This is a genomic window from Allolucifera butyrica, from assembly GCF_900476375.1.
Taxonomy (GTDB): domain Bacteria; phylum Bacillota; class Negativicutes; order Sporomusales; family UPPP01; genus Lucifera; species Lucifera butyrica.
Map to the genome: position 1 here is coordinate 175,747 of NZ_UPPP01000116.1, position 17,092 is coordinate 192,838.

Sequence of the window (17,092 nt, forward strand, 5' to 3'; positions counted from 1 at the left end):
GAAAACGTATGGATCTGAAAATTGCAGTCGTTATGCTTAACTGGAATGCTTGGCCGGAGACGGTTGAATGCCTAAAAATACTGGGAAATACCTTATATGATAATTTACATATTTTTGTTTTGGATAATGGTTCTGGAAATGATTCGTATGAGCAGTTGCAATCCTGGCTGGCTGAAACCTGGTATTGCAATGTGGAACGGACTGGCGCCAAAGAATTTGCGATAAGCAGGTTCGGTAAAAAAGTCACTCTCTTACACTCCGGCCAAAATCTTGGCTTTGCCGGCGGGGTCAATTTTATCCTGCAATACATTTTGCAAAACGATGATTCCTTTGAGTATTTCTTATTATTAAACAATGATGTGAGAGTAGATGCCGCTTTTTTTACCGAGATGGTAAAAACCGCCCAACAGTCCAGTGCTGCAATTGTTGGGGCACTGATTAAAAGCTATGATGGCAGACAGGTTCAATTTGCCCGCAATTATTTTCCGCAGCAGTTATACCGGCCTTCTACCAAGACGGCAGTGCCGGGAGGTGTGGACTTCTGGGATACGGATGAGACCAACGGCAGCGCCATGATGTTAACCGGGGATTTTGTCCGGCAATGCTTGCAAGAGCGATCTTTCGTGCTTGATCCGCAATTGTTCTTATACTGTGAAGAAACGGAATTATGCCGGTATGCGTGGCAGCAAGGGCTGGCGTGTGTGGTTTCTAAACAGGCGGTAGCGTATCATAAATTATCAAACAGTTCAGGGGGAGAGGGGAATCCCCGGACCTATTACTATTTAACCCGCAATAGAGTATATTTGGCCAGAAAACTATTATCACCCCGGCAATTGGCCCTCTTTCATCTAGTGTATCCTGTTGGCAGAATTATGCGGGCTATTACCAAGATTTTCGCCAAGCGGGGAAGGGTTGCCGTAGCCATCGTTGCGGGACTTTTGGATGGCTATTGCCAGCGGATGGGGCAATGGCATAAACACGGGGGATATATTGATGGATAGTTATGAAGTGCTCTATTTGCTGTTATTTCTCCTGGCCATGCTGCTGTTTTTGTTTTATTTATATTTTTACCGCGATTTGAAGCGGGAACCGTTTGCTCCTGTTTATATTACATCCGCTTACTTTTTCTTATTATTTATATTACGGTCCATTCATTTACTGAATTACGGGTCCGTCTTTCTCGGTGCCCCCCCTTTTACCGCCGATATTGTTGGGGCCTGGAATTGGGCGCTGCTTTATCTTATGCTGGCTTACGCATTATTTTTGGCGGGTTATTATTCCCCTCTTGGCCCGGCGGTTTCAAGAGCATTGCCGCGACTGAACAGCGAATGGGACAGCAACAAAGCAATCGTATTATTGCCGTTCTTGCTTGTGATAGCCATTCTTTCTTTTTATTCTCTGGTCCAGATGTCCGGGGGATTGAGTAATTACATCTTAAATAAACAGGAAGCCCTAACGGAAGGCGGGACTACCTATCTAATGTCCGGCACCTCTTTAATCGGCATGTCCCTGATTATCATGCAAATTATATTTTGCAAATACCGTAAATGGAAGTGGGTGGCCATTGCGCTGGTGCCGCTGGTATTGGGGCAGGCTATTTTGTCCGGTTCCAAGGGTGTGCTGTTCCAACCGGTCCTTTCCGCCTTCATCGTATTTCATTATCTGCGTAGACCCGTTAAGTTCAGATATTTATTGGCCCTGGTTCTGGCTTTTGTTATTATTACACCCTTCATTAATATATATAGGAACGCCACCGAAGTGGGACAAATCTCGAAAGGGACAGAAATTTTTGCTGATTTTGACCGTGCAGAGTTTAGTATAATGGGCCGATTCCATGCTTTGGATGCTTTTATCTATATTATCAAAGACACGCCGGCGGTAATGGACTATCAACTGGGGGGCACCGTCCTGCCAATTTTTGTTGCCTGGATACCGCGGTTTTTGTGGCCGGATAAGCCGGTTATTTCCTTCGGTAAAGTATTTGGCGAGACATATTTTGGCAATATTTATTCGGGAACAGGAACGGCGCCTTCACCGACAATCATTGGCGACGGTTATATTAATTTGCATGTTGCCGGCGTAATTCTGGTAGCCTTTTTCGGCGGCGTTTTTTTCCGGACGGTTTATGACTATTGTATTAAGCGCAATGCAGGCCCAGCGGGGGTTTTTGTCTATTCCCAGCTTATTTTAAGCATGATTGCATTTTGGGAAAGTAATATTTCCGGTTATATACCAAGGACATTGTTTACTTTATTTTTGACGCTGGGCATTGCGAGGCTATTGGGCGCACCGTCAGGAAGGAGGCCGGCCGGTGGTTAAAAAGGTCTTAGTGATTCATACCTGGGGCATTGGAGATATGCTGATGTTTACACCTGCTTTGCAGCTTCTCTTACACGAGTATCCTCAAATGATTGTTGATTTTCTTATTAAGCAGCCGGCGGCAGCGGATGTAGTCAGAGCATGTTCTCAGACCGGTCGCATTTATTATTTGGAACAAGGCGTGAATCTTTTTAAACAAATATGGCAGCTCCGGTCCAACGGATATGACGCAGTTATAGTTACGAGCGGCACAAATCACTGGAAGTCCGGATGGCTGGCCTTTTCGATTAGTGCGCCGGTAACCGCTGCGGATTACCAGGGAATTCGCAGCCCCCTGTTTTCCGTGCAGATAGCCCGGGATGAGGCGGTGCACCGGATTGACAATAATTTAAAAATTGCTGCCGGCGTGATTGGTCATGAGCCAACCGTTCAATTTAGGCCCAAATTTTGGCTGAATGAGATTGCCATAAGGCATGCACAGGAGATGTTAGCACAAAACAAATTGAACCGGAATCAAATCATAATTGGAATTCATTGCGGCTGCGGTAGTGGCCAAAGATATAAAATGTGGCCTTTGGAAAATTATAAGGCGGTGATCCGGAAACTGAGCAGTTATAAAAGAAATATTGTTTTTCTGCTTTTTTCGGGACCGCAGGAACAAACGTTTATCCGGCAACTGAAGGCGGCAAGCCCGGATAATTGTTTTGCCGTTTCCCAAGTTCCTCTGCCGGTGACGGCGGCGTTAATTCAGCGCTGTCAATTAATGCTTGCTAATGATAGCGGCTTGGGGCATGTGGCCAATGGTACCGGGGTTCCCGTTATCAGCATTTTTGGTCCTACTGACCCCGTAAGAATCGCACCCCGGGGAGCCCAATGCCTGCAAATCAGGGCGGCGACGGAATGTTCGCCCTGTCATCCCCACGAGCCGCCGAAATGCAGGACAGGCAGGACTGCATGCATGGTTTCGGTAACTCCGGAATTAGTGATTGAGGCCGTGAAGCGAAACTTATTCATGGATAAGGAAAAATAAGATGTAAAGTGAGGTGCAAAATGTCAGATTTGGTATCAATTATTACGCCACTATATAATTCGGAAGCTTTCATTGCCGGTACCATTGAATCGGTCCGGCGGCAAACATACAGGCACTGGGAAATGCTCATAATTGATGACGGTTCGGCCGATAACGGACCGGAAATTGTAGAAATGGTTCAGCGCCAAGAGCCGCGCATTCGCTTGTTCCGGTTAAAGGATAATTGGGGCGGAGCCGTTGCCCGGAACTGGGGTATCCGGGAAGCGAAAGGGCGCTATGTCGCATTCCTCGATTCGGATGATCTGTGGCATCCGGAAAAACTGGGCGAACAAATCCGTTTTATGCAAATGAACCATTATCCGTTTACATTTACCGAATATGATCTGATTAATGAAAAGGGGGATTTGCTAAACCGGCGTATTTGCTGCCCGGAAACGTTAAATTATGCCGAACAGCTGAAATATAACCATCTCGGCTGTTTGACGGCTATTTATGACGCGTGCGAGCTTGGCAAGGTATTGATGCCGGAAATCCGCAAACGGCAGGATTATGCCTTGTGGCTGCAGATCCTCAAAAAATGCGGCCGCGGGTATGGTCTGCAAAAGAGCTTGGCTTATTACCGGCTGCGAAGTCATTCGGTTTCGGCCAATAAGCTGGAACTGATTAAATGGAACTGGCGTCTGTACCGGGAGGTCGAGCAATTTTCCCGGCTGAAAAGCTGCTACTATGTATTTCATAATATTTGCGCCAAGCTGGCCGGTCTGAAATGCGGCTAAGTAAATGGTTTTGGGAGAAGGAGTGAGGAAAATGTATAAGATTGCGGTAATTGGCACCGGTTATGTCGGTCTGACAGCGGCAATCGGACTGGCCAATTTTGGTTCGACTGTTTTGGGTCTGGATATCGACGCGGCGAAGATTGAATTATTAAAGCAAGGAAAAATGCCGATTTACGAACCGGGTATGCAGGATCTGCTGGATAAGAATGTTGCTGAGCGGCGGCTGGTATTCTCCCAGGATATTGAGTCCGGCATCCGCTGGGCGGATATTATCTTTATCGGGGTTGGTTCTCCCCAGGGAGAGGATGGACGGGCCGATTTGACGGCTTTATATAATGTAGCGGAAATCATCGGCCGTAATCTGGACGGCTACGTGATTGTTGTAACAAAGAGCACCGTCCCGGTCGGCACTAATGAAAAAATATACGAAATCATTAACGAATATAATCAGGGGAATTTTGAGTTTGATGTAGTTTCCAATCCGGAGTTTTTACGGGAAGGAAAGGCGATGTATGATTTTCTGCATCCCGACCGGGTGGTAATCGGTACGAAGAATCCGCGGCCGGTGGAAGCGCTGAAGAAGATTTACCGGCCCTTGTATTTAAATGAAGTACCGTTTATTTTCACTGATTTACCGACGGCGGAGATGATAAAGTATGCCTCGAATTGTTTCCTGGCTGCCAAAGTGGCATTTATCAATGAGATGGCCAGGGTATGCGATTCGGTAGGGGCCAATGTCCAAACCGTAGCCTTGACGATGGGACGGGATGGCCGGATCGGTCCTAAGTTCCTTCACCCGGGACCGGGTTATGGCGGATCCTGTTTTCCCAAGGATACACAGGCCCTGGCGGCGATCGCCCGGGATCACAACATCGCAACGCCGCTTGTGGATTCAACGATTCAAAGCAACGTCTTTCATAAAGAATATATCGTTCAAAAAGTTGTGGAAGCCTTTGACGGGAAAATAAGCGGCAAACGGATTGCTGTGCTGGGTCTGGCTTTCAAGGCGGAAACGGATGACATACGGGAGGCGTCTTCGCTTACTATTATTAATCGATTGTTGAATCAGGATGCCGCGGTCTGTGTCTATGATCCGCAGGCTATGGATAATGCCCGGCAAATCTGGTCGGATGTAATCGAATATGCCGGCAATGAATATGAAGCAATAAAAGGAGCCGACGGGGTAGTGCTGTTAACGGAATGGAACCAGTTCCGCAATTTGGATGTAGCAGCGATGCTCGATTTAATGGCCGATAAAAAATTCTTTGATTTCCGCAATATATACCAACGCAATGAGGTGGAGGCCCTGGGAGCGGAATATTACGGAATCGGGACATAAGGAACCACCCAGTCTTTCCGGCGTGAAAAAAAGGGGGTGTCTCAATATTATTGAGACACCCCCTTTGCCGGCAAAACCCAAGATCGTCGCGCTCGCAATGACATCGTTACGTAGTCTGTCATTGCGAACGCAGTGAAGCAATCCACTCAACTTTCATTCCTTGCCGGTACATCGTTAGGATGCATGACCTATCGCGCAGCATGGCAATCCGGCCTTTATTGCACTTTTTTCAGTTTTATTTCTTTCAGCCCGTAATACTTGCAAAGCAGCGAACTCGACACGCCGTTATCCAAATCCTCAAAATAAACATGCCGCAATACACGGTTTTTGATGGATACCGGCTCTACTTCCAGACGAGTCGCTCCCTGACTTACCATTTTTTCCACGTAAGCCATACGCTGACTATTTTCCTGATGTAAAACCGTATACTGATGCAGAACTCCTATCATCATCGGGATGAGGATAATTCCGGCGAACGCCGCTATATATTTTTTCCGGGCCGTATCAAGCAAGTACCGTTTTACTTCCGGAATGGTAAACACGCTTACTGCGCCAATAATCAAAAAAGCCACCGAACCGAAGGCCGCACGGCCGGGATAGCGGGGAGAGGCAACCATAACAAAATGGTTGACAAGCGCCAGGGCGATCCAAGCGGCGGCGTAATAAGCGGCAGGGTAAGCATCCATGATCTTCCGCCACCCAATTGCCGGTGCGATTGCTTTGATGTCTTTTTTCCGCAGTGCTAATTTTTTAAATGTATACCGGTATATCTGAGTGATTGTCAGCAGGTAGACCATCATTTCTTCCAGCCCGGACATAGTGTTGAAAAATTGTTTTTTTAGATGGGGCGTTGCAAAGCCATACCGTACGGCAACATTGTCATAAATCAAATTCGCCAGCCACTGGGAGACAAATGTGCCATTCAGGTAAGAGTACAGCATTAATAAAATAATACCGATGGTCAAGGCGGATGAAATCAGGAAACGGCGGTCGAAGCCTTGAACAGCAGCAACGGTAATACCCTTTTTACCGGCAAAATCGGCAAGCAAAATGCGCCAAACAAGGATTAGAAACAATATCACCGGCAGTATATAAAACAGGGTTTCGACTCCGGCTGCGATTAAATTCGTAAAGTGAAACAGGAGTGCCGCTTTTTGCTCCTCCGCTCTTACATAATTTCCCGGAGCAAGGATTAGTAATGCCACACCCGTTACCGACCCAGCCAAACCGGCAACCATCCACTTAGCCAAATTATTTTTTTTATAAAAGTAAAAAGTAAAACCGGCCACAGCAAGAGCCAGGGTGGTAGCGGTATTTTCAATCGTCCAGCCGGCAATCACGCCGCCGAAAAACATTCCCCATATCGCCCAGCAACTGTCTTTCCAGAAACTTTTTCCCAGAAAAGAAAAATGATACGGTAAAAGAAAGGCCAGAATCAATACTGCTGTAAACAAATAACCGCAAGCTCCGGCCATCCAGATATTTACTTCCGCAAAATGGGGAAAGCCCAGCCAGGTAAACAATATAATCAACAAAAGAATATAGGGATTGAACCGGAAGGTGACCTCCCGCTGCGAATGCCAGTATATCAAAACCATAAGAGCAACATATATAAAGGCATTAAAGGGATTAAACCATTGCTTGCCCAGAAAAAGAAAGCTGTCCAGCACCAAATAGGCCACCATTCTTCCGCCATGGGTGAAATAGTGAGTGTAAAGAGACTGAAAAACATCCGGCCAGGCAGTAATTTTCAGATTGGTTCCCCAGATTAAAGAATACCAGTAATCATCCCGGTGCAGCGGCATCAAGAAATTTACGGCAAACATGTAACCAAACAAAAGAATTAGCATGCCCCAGGAAAGTAAATCCGCGTTCGTAAATTTTTTCGTGTTTATGTCCTGCATGTAAGTTTTTATTCCTCCTCTGAATCATAACGAATTTATGGTTATTATTATCATTTGTTTATTGGAAAACTCTTTCTATTACATCATTATGTTTAAGAACGCACTTTTTGTCAAATGACAAGTAAAGAACAGAATGCTATTTTCGATAGCTGCATGTACTGCTCTGTCCCAGTATACCGTATAGTAAAGTATACGGCAAGTATACAGGCCGGAACCGGAATATCGAGGGTACTAAAACCCGGGCCTTTGTATTTTCTTGCGCCAGTACCGCAAAGCTTGTCGCCGTCCCGTTAATTTGCTATACTCTAACTGATAATCTGTCAACATGGACGCATAAACTCCAGCGTCTTTTTCTATTTATGAATTGACCGGCCGCTTTGCGGTGAAAGGATGATATATTTGAGCAAAATTACGATTCTTATACCGTGCTATAATGAACAGGACGTATTACGGCAATTATGGGAAAGGTTAAATGCGGTATTCGTTGGCATTACGTCATGCACGTTTGAAATTTTATTTGTAAATGACGGGAGCAGCGATAATACCCTTACGGTTATAAAATCATTGGCCGGACTGGATTCCAAAATTTCCTATATTGACTTGTCCCGCAATTTCGGCAAGGAATTGGCTATGATTGCCGGGTTGGATTATGCCACCGGGGATGCTGTAATTATAATGGATGCCGACTTGCAGCATCCGCCGGAACTCATTCCGGAAATGATTCAATACTGGCAGCAAGGTTATGACGATGTATCCGCCAAGCGCCGGAAACGCACCGGTGAGAATTTCTTTAGAAGATGGGCGGCCAATACGTTTTACAGTTTTTTGCAAAAGATCACGACCATTAAGATCCAGGAAAATGTGGGCGACTTTCGCCTGCTTGACCGGCGGTGCGTAGAGGCCATTAAATTGATGCGCGAAACACAGCGTTATACAAAAGGAATGTTTAGCTGGGTAGGCTATGCCAAAAAGGAAATTGTTTTTGATTCGGCCCTGAGGGCCGCGGGAGAAACGAAGTGGAGCTTTCTCAGTCTGGTGAATCTCGCAATTGAAGGGATTACTTCCTTTACGACCTTTCCGCTTAGAATTTCTTCCATTGTTGGTATTCTTATTTCCTTTTTTGCTTTCGCGTATATGGCCTGGATCATTTTTAACACCCTGATGTTTGGCGACCCGGTACAGGGATTTCCCACCTTATTGTCGGTAATTCTTTTTTTAGGCGGAATACAGTTAATTTTTTTAGGTGTGATTGGTGAATATTTGGCAAGAGTATTTAATGAAACGAAAAGGCGTCCATTATATTTTGTAAATGAGTATAATGGCAAAAAAGCAGTGTATCGTGATGAAATAACGGGATATCGGACTGATGGAGTGAAAAGAGATTGAAACAGGCGGAGGCAAGACAAACCCGGTCTTATATTTTTTTCGGCATACTGACAACCATTGTCAACTTTATAAGCTATATTTTCTTTACAAAAATCATTCATTTTGATTATAAAATTGCCGCATCATTTGCCTGGCTTATCGCGGTTATTTTTGCTTTTATTACGAACAAGCTCTTTGTTTTTGACAGTAGAGAAACACGAGGCGCTTTACTGGTAAAAGAGCTTTTTAGTTTTTTATTTTTCCGGGGGCTGTCGTATTTTGTTGATTTACTGTCGATTATTATTTTAGTGGCATGGCTGCATGTTTTTGACGCCTTTGCCAAGATTATTTCCAGCGGGATCGTGGCCATACTGAATTATTTTGCCAGCAAATATGTCATTTTCCGACTAAAAAACAAAACCGAGGAATAAATGACTTTTAATTATTTGAAGGAGAAAATATGAAAAAACTGATTGTCAATGCCGATGACTTTGGGCGTCATGTATCAATCAATAAAGCCATTCTTCAGGGGCATGCCTCCGGCTGCATTACCAGTGCGTCATTAATGCCCGGCGGCGCTGCCTTTGCCGATGCGGTAGAAAAAGCTGCCGGCTGTCCAAGCCTGGGAGTGGGGGTTCACCTCACTTTAATTGGAGAAAAACCGGTATTATGCCCGTCCCAAATACCTTCGCTGGTTGACGGCGAAGGACGGTTAGTCAGTCAATATCCCCAATTCCTGGCCCGTTTTTTACGCGGGTGCATCAACCTGTCGGAAGTACGCGCCGAACTGACGGCCCAAATGGATAAAGTGGCCGCCCTGGGCATAGCGATTACCCACGTTGACAGCCATCAGCATCTTCATGTTTTGCCAGGCATTACCGACATTGTGCTGGATATAGCCGCCGCCTGTAACGTCAAGGCGTTGCGCATTCCTGCCGTACCCCTTTATTTTACCGGCGGATACCCCTATCGGTTCAGTCAGTTGCTGGGGCGGTCAGGCTTGACTGTATTGGCCAAGTTGGCAAATTGCAAGGCTAAAAGCCGTGGCTTTAAAATGCCGGACCACTTCTTCGGCATCGTGGCCGGCGGCGGAGTAAGGGAAGAATGCCTTTTAGATATTGTCAGGAACCTGCCGGACGGGGTCAGTGAAATTATGGTTCATCCAGGCGATAATGATTATGTGCTCAGCGCCGACACCGGCTGGTCCCATTCTTTCCAGGCGGAGCTGGCCGCCGTGTCGAGCCCTCAGGTTTCCCGGCTTTTAAAAGAGCAAAAAATTGTCCTGGCGTCATTTCGGGATCTTTGGTAACAGAAGGCCGTCTCAACAAGAAAGTAGAGGCGGTCTTCTGTTTTTGTCCCGCTTTCCACTAAGCTGCAGGCTGGGGAAAAAAGACGGTAAACCATATATAGGAGGAATTTGAATTTTTTGGGTGAATTAGTAGAAAAAGAAAAAAGATAATTCTTCCAAGGAGGATATCCTATGGAGGCTACTTATCTGGCCGTTATGATTGGCAGTATTATCGTGGTGCTGGCCTATGTTTACCTTTATATCCTATATCGCGAACGTTATATGGGTTTATGGCTGTTAAGCTGGTTTATCTTTTTCGGGCGCATTATTCTGTTCGACTACGGAACATTCAACTGGAAGCAATCGGCCGCCGGCCTTACCGGGTTCCAGATGGTGATTATAATCAATGGTTTGATTTTTGCGTGGGGTACCTACGTTTTTATCGATAAAACCCTGGATAAACGCTGGCTGTACGTTGCCGCCGGCACATTCGCGACCGGGGCGGTATTTACTTTTTGGCAATATCCTCTGCTTTATAAGCTGCTTCCCTGTCTGGCTTTTGCCAGCGTTACTTGTATATGGATCGGCCGGATTTTTACCCATCGTTTGCAAACAAGAGGAATCGGCAACTATGTTACCGGCTATGCCCTCATCTTTTGGGGCCTCCTTACTTTGTTTATGCCGTATTCAATCAATATTCCCTGGTTGAGCCCCTGGTGTTATCTGGTGGCCGGCATCGTCCGGCTGATTATTGTACTGGGCATTTTACTGGTCTATTTGGAGAAAACCAGGGCGGATTTGGTTAGTCAAGAATATCTTCAACAAGCTAACTTTGAACTTCAGCAAGCCAATCAGGAACTTAACCATTTCTGCCATTCCGTAGCCCATGATTTCAAAGCTCCGTTACTATCTATCAATCAGCTTGCCAGTTTTATTGTGCGGGATTATTACGATCAACTTGACAGGAATGGGCAGGAACTTATTACCTATATTCAAAGCAAATCGGCAGAAGTCGTTAATATTACCGATCATTTACTGGAACTCTCCCGAATGTCCGAAAAGCTGCTAACCATGGAAAGTATCCATCTCGAATTCCTGTTCCGTGAAGTTTATGATGAGTTGATTCAAATTCAGCCGGAAAGAAACGTAGCGTTTAAACTAAAGCACCTTCCGAGCATTTATGGGGATCCTATTATGATAAAGATCCTGGTAACCAATATTCTTTCAAACGCTCTAAAATATACTAATAAACGGGAACAAGCGTTGATTGAAGTGGATTCCGTTGAAAACAAAAATGATTATATTATTTCCGTCAGAGATAATGGCGCAGGCTTTGATATGAGCGAATCGCACCGGCTGTTCATGATTTTTGAAAGGCTCCATAGCGTGAATGAATTTGAAGGAACGGGAATAGGGCTTGTGGTGTGTCAAAAAATCCTCAAAAGACATCATGGACGAGCCTGGCTAACCGGAAAAGTCGATGCCGGAGCCACCTTCTCATTTCGTTTCCCAAAGGATATGCCCAAACAAAACGAAAATACCACAGCGAATTTATCATACACAATATAGTAACAGGAACGATTTGCCCTTTATTCAGGGAAACCTGTCTGCTATAGTACATAAAATAATAAACAACGTACCTGAAAAAAACGATGCTGGATAAGTAGAAGCCGTTGCCTAAAAACTAGGGCGACGGCTATTTTTTTTCCAATCATTTAAACTAGCATAGGGTCTCGCCGGTAAGCTTACTATCTTTGGTAGTCAAGGTGCAGGCAACTGGCTGTCTCAAGCCCGCGCAGCACCGTATCCAGTCTCATGCTAGGCTACTCCCGTTTTATAAGCAGCTTATTCCGGTAAATGAGGAATACGGATAAACCCGCCACGCAGGCGATATAAGGAAGCAATACATAAGAGTTGTTCTTCAAAGACGGAAGAACAGCCATGACAATGTTTGTCACGGAAGAAGCAAATGAAAACAAAAAGCAGGGATGTATTTACAATAACCGTCACTGCGTCTGCCCTGCTATGAATTGCAGCGGCTTTTGGCCAACCCGGATGGTGACCGGCAGTTTGGTCCGGATATCCCCGTCGACCTGCACCGGGCCGGTGGTAAGTCCTTCAATGGTAACTGACTGGCCGGGGATGATCCGGACGAAAGGCTGTCGGTGAAAGCGGCCGGCCAGCAAACCGAAGATAACTCGCAGGAGATGCGCCCGGGTTCCCTGCGTGATCAGGCAGGTATAAAGCCGGGGTTCCGTAAGCCGGGAGAGCGGTGTCAGTTCAAATTTGCCGGCATAATAGCGGGAATTGGTGACGATGACCGACGCAGCCCGGTAAATCCGGCCGTCAATCCGGACGGAATAGACATGTTCCCAGGGCTGGCGCAGGAGGGTTAGGGTTTGAAGGATATAAGTGAACACGGACAGTTTCTTCTTTTCCTGCGGAGTGATTTGGCCGACCACCTGGGCATCGACACCGGCGCCGGCCATGGCGATGAAATAACGGTCGTTAATTTCAGCCGGCCAGACCGTGATTTGCCGGTTTTGCCTTAACAGCGCGGCAAAAGCCACGGGGTCCAAAGGAACGCCGAGTTCTTTGGCCACAACGTTGGCCGTGCCGGTAGGATAGACGGCCAGTGCGGGAAGGGAACCGGCCTGCTTTTGGCCGGCAAGGATTCCGTTGGCAATTTCGTTGAGCGTGCCATCGCCGCCGCATATAATGATTAGTGCGACGTTATTTTGACAGGCTTCCCTGGCCAACTGCTCCGCATGACCCGGATAGGCCGTGAATTGAACCTGTGGCGCAAGATCCTGGTCTTTAAGCAGTTCAATCATATGAGTAATCCGGTCTTGGGTGTTTTGACCGGCCATTGGATTACAAATGGCCCAGATCTTTTTCCGGTTGGGTGTGGTCATGGAATCGCCTCATGTTTCTTCCCTTTGGGAGCCTGCTTAAAAAGCGCACCTACGTTGTTGCGGCTGTGCGTTCTCACTCAACGTACGTCTGAGTGCGCCTCGTTCGAATGCTCGCCGCGCCTAGTATCTGCATCTTTTTAAGCAGGCTCTTTAGGAGACGTTGGTTCACAATCCATTATAAAGGAAATATTTTACATAGGCAAATCGCTGCCCGGGGGCGCTTCGGTATAGGCTTTTTTCTGCCTGATATTGGCAGGAGTATTGAACCGGTTTCACGAAATACTGTAAAATGAAAATGTTGTAATCCATTGTTAGGAGGATGAGTATGGCCGGAACACTCAAGGTAGCGCCGGGTGCATTTAAAGCCTACGACATTCGCGGCAGGGTGCCGGAGGAACTGAATGAAGAACTGGCCTACCGGGTCGGTCGGGCTTTTGTTGAAATGCTGTCCGCCAAGAAAGTGGTGGTCGGGCATGATATACGTTTATCAAGCGAGTCTTTGTCGGCGGCTGTGATCCGGGGAATCACCGAAGCGGGCTGCGACGTGATTGATATTGGTCTCTGCGGAACGGAACAAGTGTATTTTACAACGTTTCATTTAAAGACCGACGGCGGGGTCATGGTAACGGCCAGCCATAATCCCCGGGAATACAACGGTATGAAGCTGGTCCGGGAAGGCGGACGCCCTATTAGCAGTGACACCGGTCTTAAAGTGATTGAAGAGAAAGTTTTCACCGGCAGTTTTGAACCGGCCCCGTCAACCGGCACGGTGATACAATTCAATAGTATGCCTGATTATGTACAGCATTTGTTAACGTACCGGGAAAAGGAAGTGACCAAGCCGCTTAAAATTGTAGCCGATGCCGGCAACGGTTGTGCCGGTCCGGTCCTTGAGGCTCTGGCGCCTCATTTGCCTTTCGAACTAATCAAGCTGAATTTTAAGCCCGACGGGACATTTCCCAACGGCGTGCCGAATCCGATGTTGCCGGAGAACCGGGAGGCTACGGCCAGAGTGGTCCGTGAGGCGGGAGCGGATTTGGGAATTGCCTGGGACGGCGACTTTGACCGCTGTTTTTTATTTGACGAACAGGGTGAATTTGTGGAAGGGTATTATCTGGTTGGTTTTTTGGCGCAAGCCTTTTTGCGCCGGTACCCCGGCGCTAAGATTGTGCATGATCCCCGTTTGATCTGGAATACCATCGAGATGACGCGGCAGGCCGGCGGAATTCCGGTTCAGTCCAAGGGCGGGCATGCATTTATGAAAGAAACCATGCGCCGCATGGATGCCGTGTATGGCGGTGAAATGTCGGCCCATCATTTTTTTAAAGAATTCTCCTATTGTGACAGCGGCATGATTCCCTGGCTGCTGATTGTCGACATTCTTTGCCGGGAAGGGAAGACCTTGTCGGCGGCTCTCAGGGAACGCCAGGGCTGTTTCCCTGTCAGCGGTGAGATCAACAGTACGGTACAAGACCCGCAGCAGGTCATTGAGAAGATTGAGCAGCGTTACCTGACTAGCCAGGCGTTGATTGACCGGACCGACGGTCTGGGCATCGAATATGCCGACTGGCGCTTCAATGTGCGGATGTCCAATACCGAGCCGGTACTGCGCTTAAATGTGGAAACCCGCTGCGATGAACGGCTGTTACGGGAAAAAACCGCCGAACTACTGCGGGTCATCCGTGGTGAGTGAGTATTTATAGAAGATAGAAGGAGGAATGGGTATGACCGGCAAGAAGAAAATTCGCAAAGCGGTTATTCCGGCGGCGGGTCTGGGGACCCGGTTCCTGCCGGCGACTAAGGCTCAGCCCAAGGAAATGATGCCGGTGGTGGACAAACCCGCCATCCAGTATATTATTGAAGAAGCCATTCAGGCCGGGATTGAAGAAATTTTGATTATCACCGGACGCAATAAGCGGGCCATTGAAGATCATTTCGACCGGTCGGTGGAACTGGAGCTGCTGTTGAAGCAGCAGGGCAAGTATGACCTTTTGGCCATGGTGGAAGAGATTTCCGATATTACGATCCATTATGTGCGGCAGAAAGAAGCCAAAGGGCTGGGGCATGCCGTGCTGTGCGCCAAACAGTTTGTCGGCAACGAACCTTTCGCCGTTCTGCTGGGCGACGATATTATCGATGCGCCGGTGCCGTGCCTGAAACAGCTGATTGGTGTGTATGAAGATATGCCGGGGACCATTCTGGGGGTACAGGAAGTGCCGCGCGCCAAGGTTTCCAGCTATGGAGTCATTACGCCGATTCCGCTGAAGGAACGGTTGTGGCAGGCGGCGGATTTGGTGGAAAAACCGGCTGTCGAGGCAGCGCCGTCCCGGTTGGCCGTATTGGGCCGTTATATTATAGAGCCGGAAATCTTTGCGCTGTTGGAAACCACCGAACCGGGAAAAGGCGGTGAAATCCAGCTGACGGACGCATTGCGCCGTTTGGCGGCTCAAAAGGCGGTATATGCGTATCACTTCGAAGGGCGCCGCTATGATGTGGGCGATAAGCAAGGCTATTTGGAAGCAACCGTGGAATTTGCCCTGAAGCGGCCCGACTTGCGGGACCGGTTTCTGTCCTACCTCATTCGGACCATCGGACCCTTGGTAAAGGATGAAGAAGCCGGCGCCTGTCTTTCCGGCAAGGAAGACGGGGAAGTAAAAGGAAATAAGAAATAGACAGAGGAGTCGATATGGATGAATAAGACCTTGGTATTAGCATCAGGCTTTACGTTTGATTATGAAAATTTGCTGGGGGACGGCAAGGTAACCACCGGGGATGTGGCGGCTCTGGCCGGCCGGATTGCCGCCGCCCACCGGGCCGTGGAGCATATGCGGGCGACGGGGGAAGTGCGGGGGCATCTGTCCAAGGACGGTGAGCCGGAAAAAGTGTTGTTTAGCCAATTGCCTTATATAGAAGAAGGACATCTGAATTCCCCGGTTTCCATTCGGAAATTGCAGGAATTTGGCCAGTCGCTGCGCAACCGGGTGGATGCCGTGGTATCCTTCGGTATCGGCGGTTCCTTCCTGGGCAATAAAGTATTGTTCGACGTTCACAGCGGCGATTTCTGGAATTATAAGTCCCGGGAGGCGCGGGACGGCTATCCGAAACTGTTTTTCAGCGGGCAGAATATTGATGCCCGCCGGACGACCGAATTGATTGACCTCCTGATAAAGGAGGCCGGGGTAAAAGCCAGGCATGAGCAGGGCAAGCCGTACCGGGTAACTTTGATTGTAATTTCCAAATCCGGTTCGACCCTGGATACGATGTCTACGTTTATGGTGGCTTACGATAAGCTGAAAAAGCAGCCCGGTCTGGAAGTGGAAGTGGTTGCCGTAACCGATCCGGCCACGGGCGAGAAAGCCACTCTGTTGAAGAAGCTGGCGACAGAGCAAGGCTGGCCTACCTTTCGTGTTCCCGACGGCGTGGGCGGCCGTTTCAGTATTTTTTCCGAAGTAGGTCTGGTAACGGCCGCTTGCATCGGCATGGATATTGAAGCCTTTTTGGCCGGCGCCCGGGCCATGGATGAGGTTTGCCGGACCGGCGATATCTGGCAGAATCCGGCCATGTTAAACGCCGTACTGAAATATGTGGCCGCCGAAACCTACGGGCGGGATATTGAAGTCTTCATGCCTTACGGTGATTATTTAAAATCGGTGGCCGAATGGTATGTCCAATTACTGGCCGAATCACTGGGAAAACGCACCGACCGGGAAGAAAATGTCGTGTTCTATGGCCGGACGCCTATTGTTGCCGTAGGGACTACGGACATGCACGCCCAGACGCAGCAGCACCAGGACGGGAAAAAGGATAAAGTGGTGCAGTTTGTCAAAGTTCAGGATTGGGAAAATGACCCGGTGATTCCGAATGTGTTTCCGTCGGCGGCCAAACTGGCGGAAATTTCTTCCCTGCATCTCAGCCAGGCCCTGGATGCGGCAAGGGAGGCGAATGCCGAAGCTCTCATTCATGACGGGCGGTTCAACGCTACTTTTGTCCTGCCGTCGGTTACGGCCTATCATTTAGGCGAACTTTTGTATATGCTGGCCCTTTCCGTGGCCTATGAAGGTGAACTGGCCAACGTGGATGCTTTTGACCAGCCAGGCGTAGAAGCCTATAAACGGATTTTGGGACCCAAATTAAAAGCACGAAAGAAATAAATTCC

At 47.9% G+C, this 17,092-nt stretch carries 15 protein-coding genes; 12 read left to right on the top strand and 3 right to left on the bottom strand.

The genetic code is table 11. From position 1 onward, the window contains the following. Positions 1 to 8: 8 nt before the first annotated feature. Genes LUCIF_RS23185 through LUCIF_RS23205 form a run of 5 tightly spaced genes read left to right on the top strand, consistent with a single transcriptional unit; the run spans position 9 to position 5,464 of the window. Entirely contained in the window at positions 9 to 1,001 is a 993-nt protein-coding gene (locus LUCIF_RS23185) for a glycosyltransferase family 2 protein (protein ID WP_122630187.1), read from the top strand. Further along, on the top strand, positions 943 to 2,319 hold the full coding sequence (locus tag LUCIF_RS23190; RefSeq protein WP_122630188.1) for an O-antigen polymerase: 1,377 nt from the start codon (positions 943 to 945) through the stop codon (positions 2,317 to 2,319). Before LUCIF_RS23185 ends, LUCIF_RS23190 begins: the two co-directional genes overlap by 59 nt. Continuing rightward, on the top strand, positions 2,312 to 3,349 hold the full coding sequence (locus LUCIF_RS23195) for a glycosyltransferase family 9 protein (RefSeq protein WP_122630189.1): 1,038 nt from the start codon (positions 2,312 to 2,314) through the stop codon (positions 3,347 to 3,349). The genes LUCIF_RS23190 and LUCIF_RS23195 overlap by 8 nt, the downstream gene beginning before the upstream one ends. Before the next feature lie 20 nt (positions 3,350 to 3,369). Then, complete coding sequence (locus LUCIF_RS23200) at positions 3,370 to 4,125, top strand: glycosyltransferase family 2 protein (RefSeq protein ID WP_122630190.1); 756 nt, start codon at positions 3,370 to 3,372, stop codon at positions 4,123 to 4,125. A gap of 31 nt (positions 4,126 to 4,156) precedes the next feature. Then, entirely contained in the window at positions 4,157 to 5,464 is a 1,308-nt protein-coding gene (locus LUCIF_RS23205) for a UDP-glucose dehydrogenase family protein (protein ID WP_122630191.1), read from the top strand. Positions 5,465 to 5,679: 215 nt separating this feature from the next. Here the strand turns inward: LUCIF_RS23205 and LUCIF_RS23210 are convergent, their stop codons facing one another. Next, positions 5,680 to 7,368, bottom strand: coding sequence for a DUF3329 domain-containing protein (locus LUCIF_RS23210; protein ID WP_122630192.1), 1,689 nt, complete (start codon positions 7,366 to 7,368; stop codon positions 5,680 to 5,682). 399 nt (positions 7,369 to 7,767) lie between these two features. Here LUCIF_RS23210 and LUCIF_RS23215 point away from each other — a divergent pair, with 399 nt between their 5' ends. The 4 genes from LUCIF_RS23215 to LUCIF_RS23230 all read left to right on the top strand — a co-directional run bounded on the left by LUCIF_RS23215 (position 7,768) and on the right by LUCIF_RS23230 (position 11,590). Further along, positions 7,768 to 8,754 carry a glycosyltransferase family 2 protein gene (locus LUCIF_RS23215; protein WP_122630193.1) on the top strand — a complete coding sequence of 329 codons (987 nt, stop codon included), beginning with the start codon at positions 7,768 to 7,770 and terminating at the stop codon, positions 8,752 to 8,754. Continuing rightward, positions 8,751 to 9,164, top strand: coding sequence for a GtrA family protein (locus LUCIF_RS23220; RefSeq protein ID WP_122630194.1), 414 nt, complete (start codon positions 8,751 to 8,753; stop codon positions 9,162 to 9,164). The genes LUCIF_RS23215 and LUCIF_RS23220 overlap by 4 nt, the downstream gene beginning before the upstream one ends. 29 nt (positions 9,165 to 9,193) lie before the next feature. Continuing rightward, positions 9,194 to 10,042 carry a ChbG/HpnK family deacetylase gene (locus LUCIF_RS23225; protein ID WP_122630195.1) on the top strand — a complete coding sequence of 283 codons (849 nt, stop codon included), beginning with the start codon at positions 9,194 to 9,196 and terminating at the stop codon, positions 10,040 to 10,042. 171 nt (positions 10,043 to 10,213) lie between these two features. Next, positions 10,214 to 11,590 carry a sensor histidine kinase gene (locus LUCIF_RS23230; RefSeq protein ID WP_122630196.1) on the top strand — a complete coding sequence of 459 codons (1,377 nt, stop codon included), beginning with the start codon at positions 10,214 to 10,216 and terminating at the stop codon, positions 11,588 to 11,590. A gap of 276 nt (positions 11,591 to 11,866) precedes the next feature. Here LUCIF_RS23230 and LUCIF_RS26295 read toward each other — a convergent pair whose 3' ends face one another. Next, positions 11,867 to 12,031: a hypothetical protein gene (locus LUCIF_RS26295; protein ID WP_165866132.1), complete on the bottom strand. Its 165-nt coding sequence runs from the start codon at positions 12,029 to 12,031 to the stop codon at positions 11,867 to 11,869. Further along, positions 12,028 to 12,936, bottom strand: coding sequence for a diacylglycerol/lipid kinase family protein (locus LUCIF_RS23235; protein ID WP_122630197.1), 909 nt, complete (start codon positions 12,934 to 12,936; stop codon positions 12,028 to 12,030). The genes LUCIF_RS26295 and LUCIF_RS23235 overlap by 4 nt, the downstream gene beginning before the upstream one ends. A 325-nt stretch (positions 12,937 to 13,261) precedes the next feature. Here LUCIF_RS23235 and LUCIF_RS23240 point away from each other — a divergent pair, with 325 nt between their 5' ends. From LUCIF_RS23240 to LUCIF_RS23250, 3 genes are read left to right on the top strand one after another with little or no spacing between them, the layout of a single operon-like run. Beyond that, the gene (locus LUCIF_RS23240) at positions 13,262 to 14,629 is read left to right on the top strand and encodes a phosphohexomutase domain-containing protein (RefSeq protein WP_207858362.1); all 1,368 of its coding nucleotides are present in this window, start codon (positions 13,262 to 13,264) and stop codon (positions 14,627 to 14,629) included. A gap of 31 nt (positions 14,630 to 14,660) precedes the next feature. Beyond that, on the top strand, positions 14,661 to 15,608 hold the full coding sequence (galU, locus tag LUCIF_RS23245; RefSeq protein WP_122630199.1) for a UTP--glucose-1-phosphate uridylyltransferase GalU: 948 nt from the start codon (positions 14,661 to 14,663) through the stop codon (positions 15,606 to 15,608). 18 nt (positions 15,609 to 15,626) lie between these two features. Next, complete coding sequence (locus LUCIF_RS23250; protein WP_122630200.1) at positions 15,627 to 17,087, top strand: phosphoglucose isomerase-related protein; 1,461 nt, start codon at positions 15,627 to 15,629, stop codon at positions 17,085 to 17,087. The last annotated feature ends 5 nt before the right edge of the window (positions 17,088 to 17,092 follow it).

Bases quoted from the DNA above. Each gene is read 5' to 3' on its own strand.
- LUCIF_RS23185 (WP_122630187.1), top strand. From the start codon at position 9: ATGGATCTGAAAATTGCAGTCGTTATGCTTAACTGGAATGCTTGGCCG.
- LUCIF_RS23190 (WP_122630188.1), top strand. From the start codon at position 943: ATGGCTATTGCCAGCGGATGGGGCAATGGCATAAACACGGGGGATATA.
- LUCIF_RS23200 (WP_122630190.1), top strand. From the start codon at position 3,370: ATGTCAGATTTGGTATCAATTATTACGCCACTATATAATTCGGAAGCT.
- LUCIF_RS23205 (WP_122630191.1), top strand. From the start codon at position 4,157: ATGTATAAGATTGCGGTAATTGGCACCGGTTATGTCGGTCTGACAGCG.
- LUCIF_RS23210 (WP_122630192.1), bottom strand. From the start codon at position 7,368: ATGCAGGACATAAACACGAAAAAATTTACGAACGCGGATTTACTTTCC.
- LUCIF_RS23225 (WP_122630195.1), top strand. From the start codon at position 9,194: ATGAAAAAACTGATTGTCAATGCCGATGACTTTGGGCGTCATGTATCA.
- LUCIF_RS23230 (WP_122630196.1), top strand. From the start codon at position 10,214: ATGGAGGCTACTTATCTGGCCGTTATGATTGGCAGTATTATCGTGGTG.
- LUCIF_RS23235 (WP_122630197.1), bottom strand. From the start codon at position 12,936: ATGACCACACCCAACCGGAAAAAGATCTGGGCCATTTGTAATCCAATG.
- LUCIF_RS23240 (WP_207858362.1), top strand. From the start codon at position 13,262: ATGGCCGGAACACTCAAGGTAGCGCCGGGTGCATTTAAAGCCTACGAC.
- galU (WP_122630199.1), top strand. From the start codon at position 14,661: ATGACCGGCAAGAAGAAAATTCGCAAAGCGGTTATTCCGGCGGCGGGT.
- LUCIF_RS23250 (WP_122630200.1), top strand. From the start codon at position 15,627: ATGAATAAGACCTTGGTATTAGCATCAGGCTTTACGTTTGATTATGAA.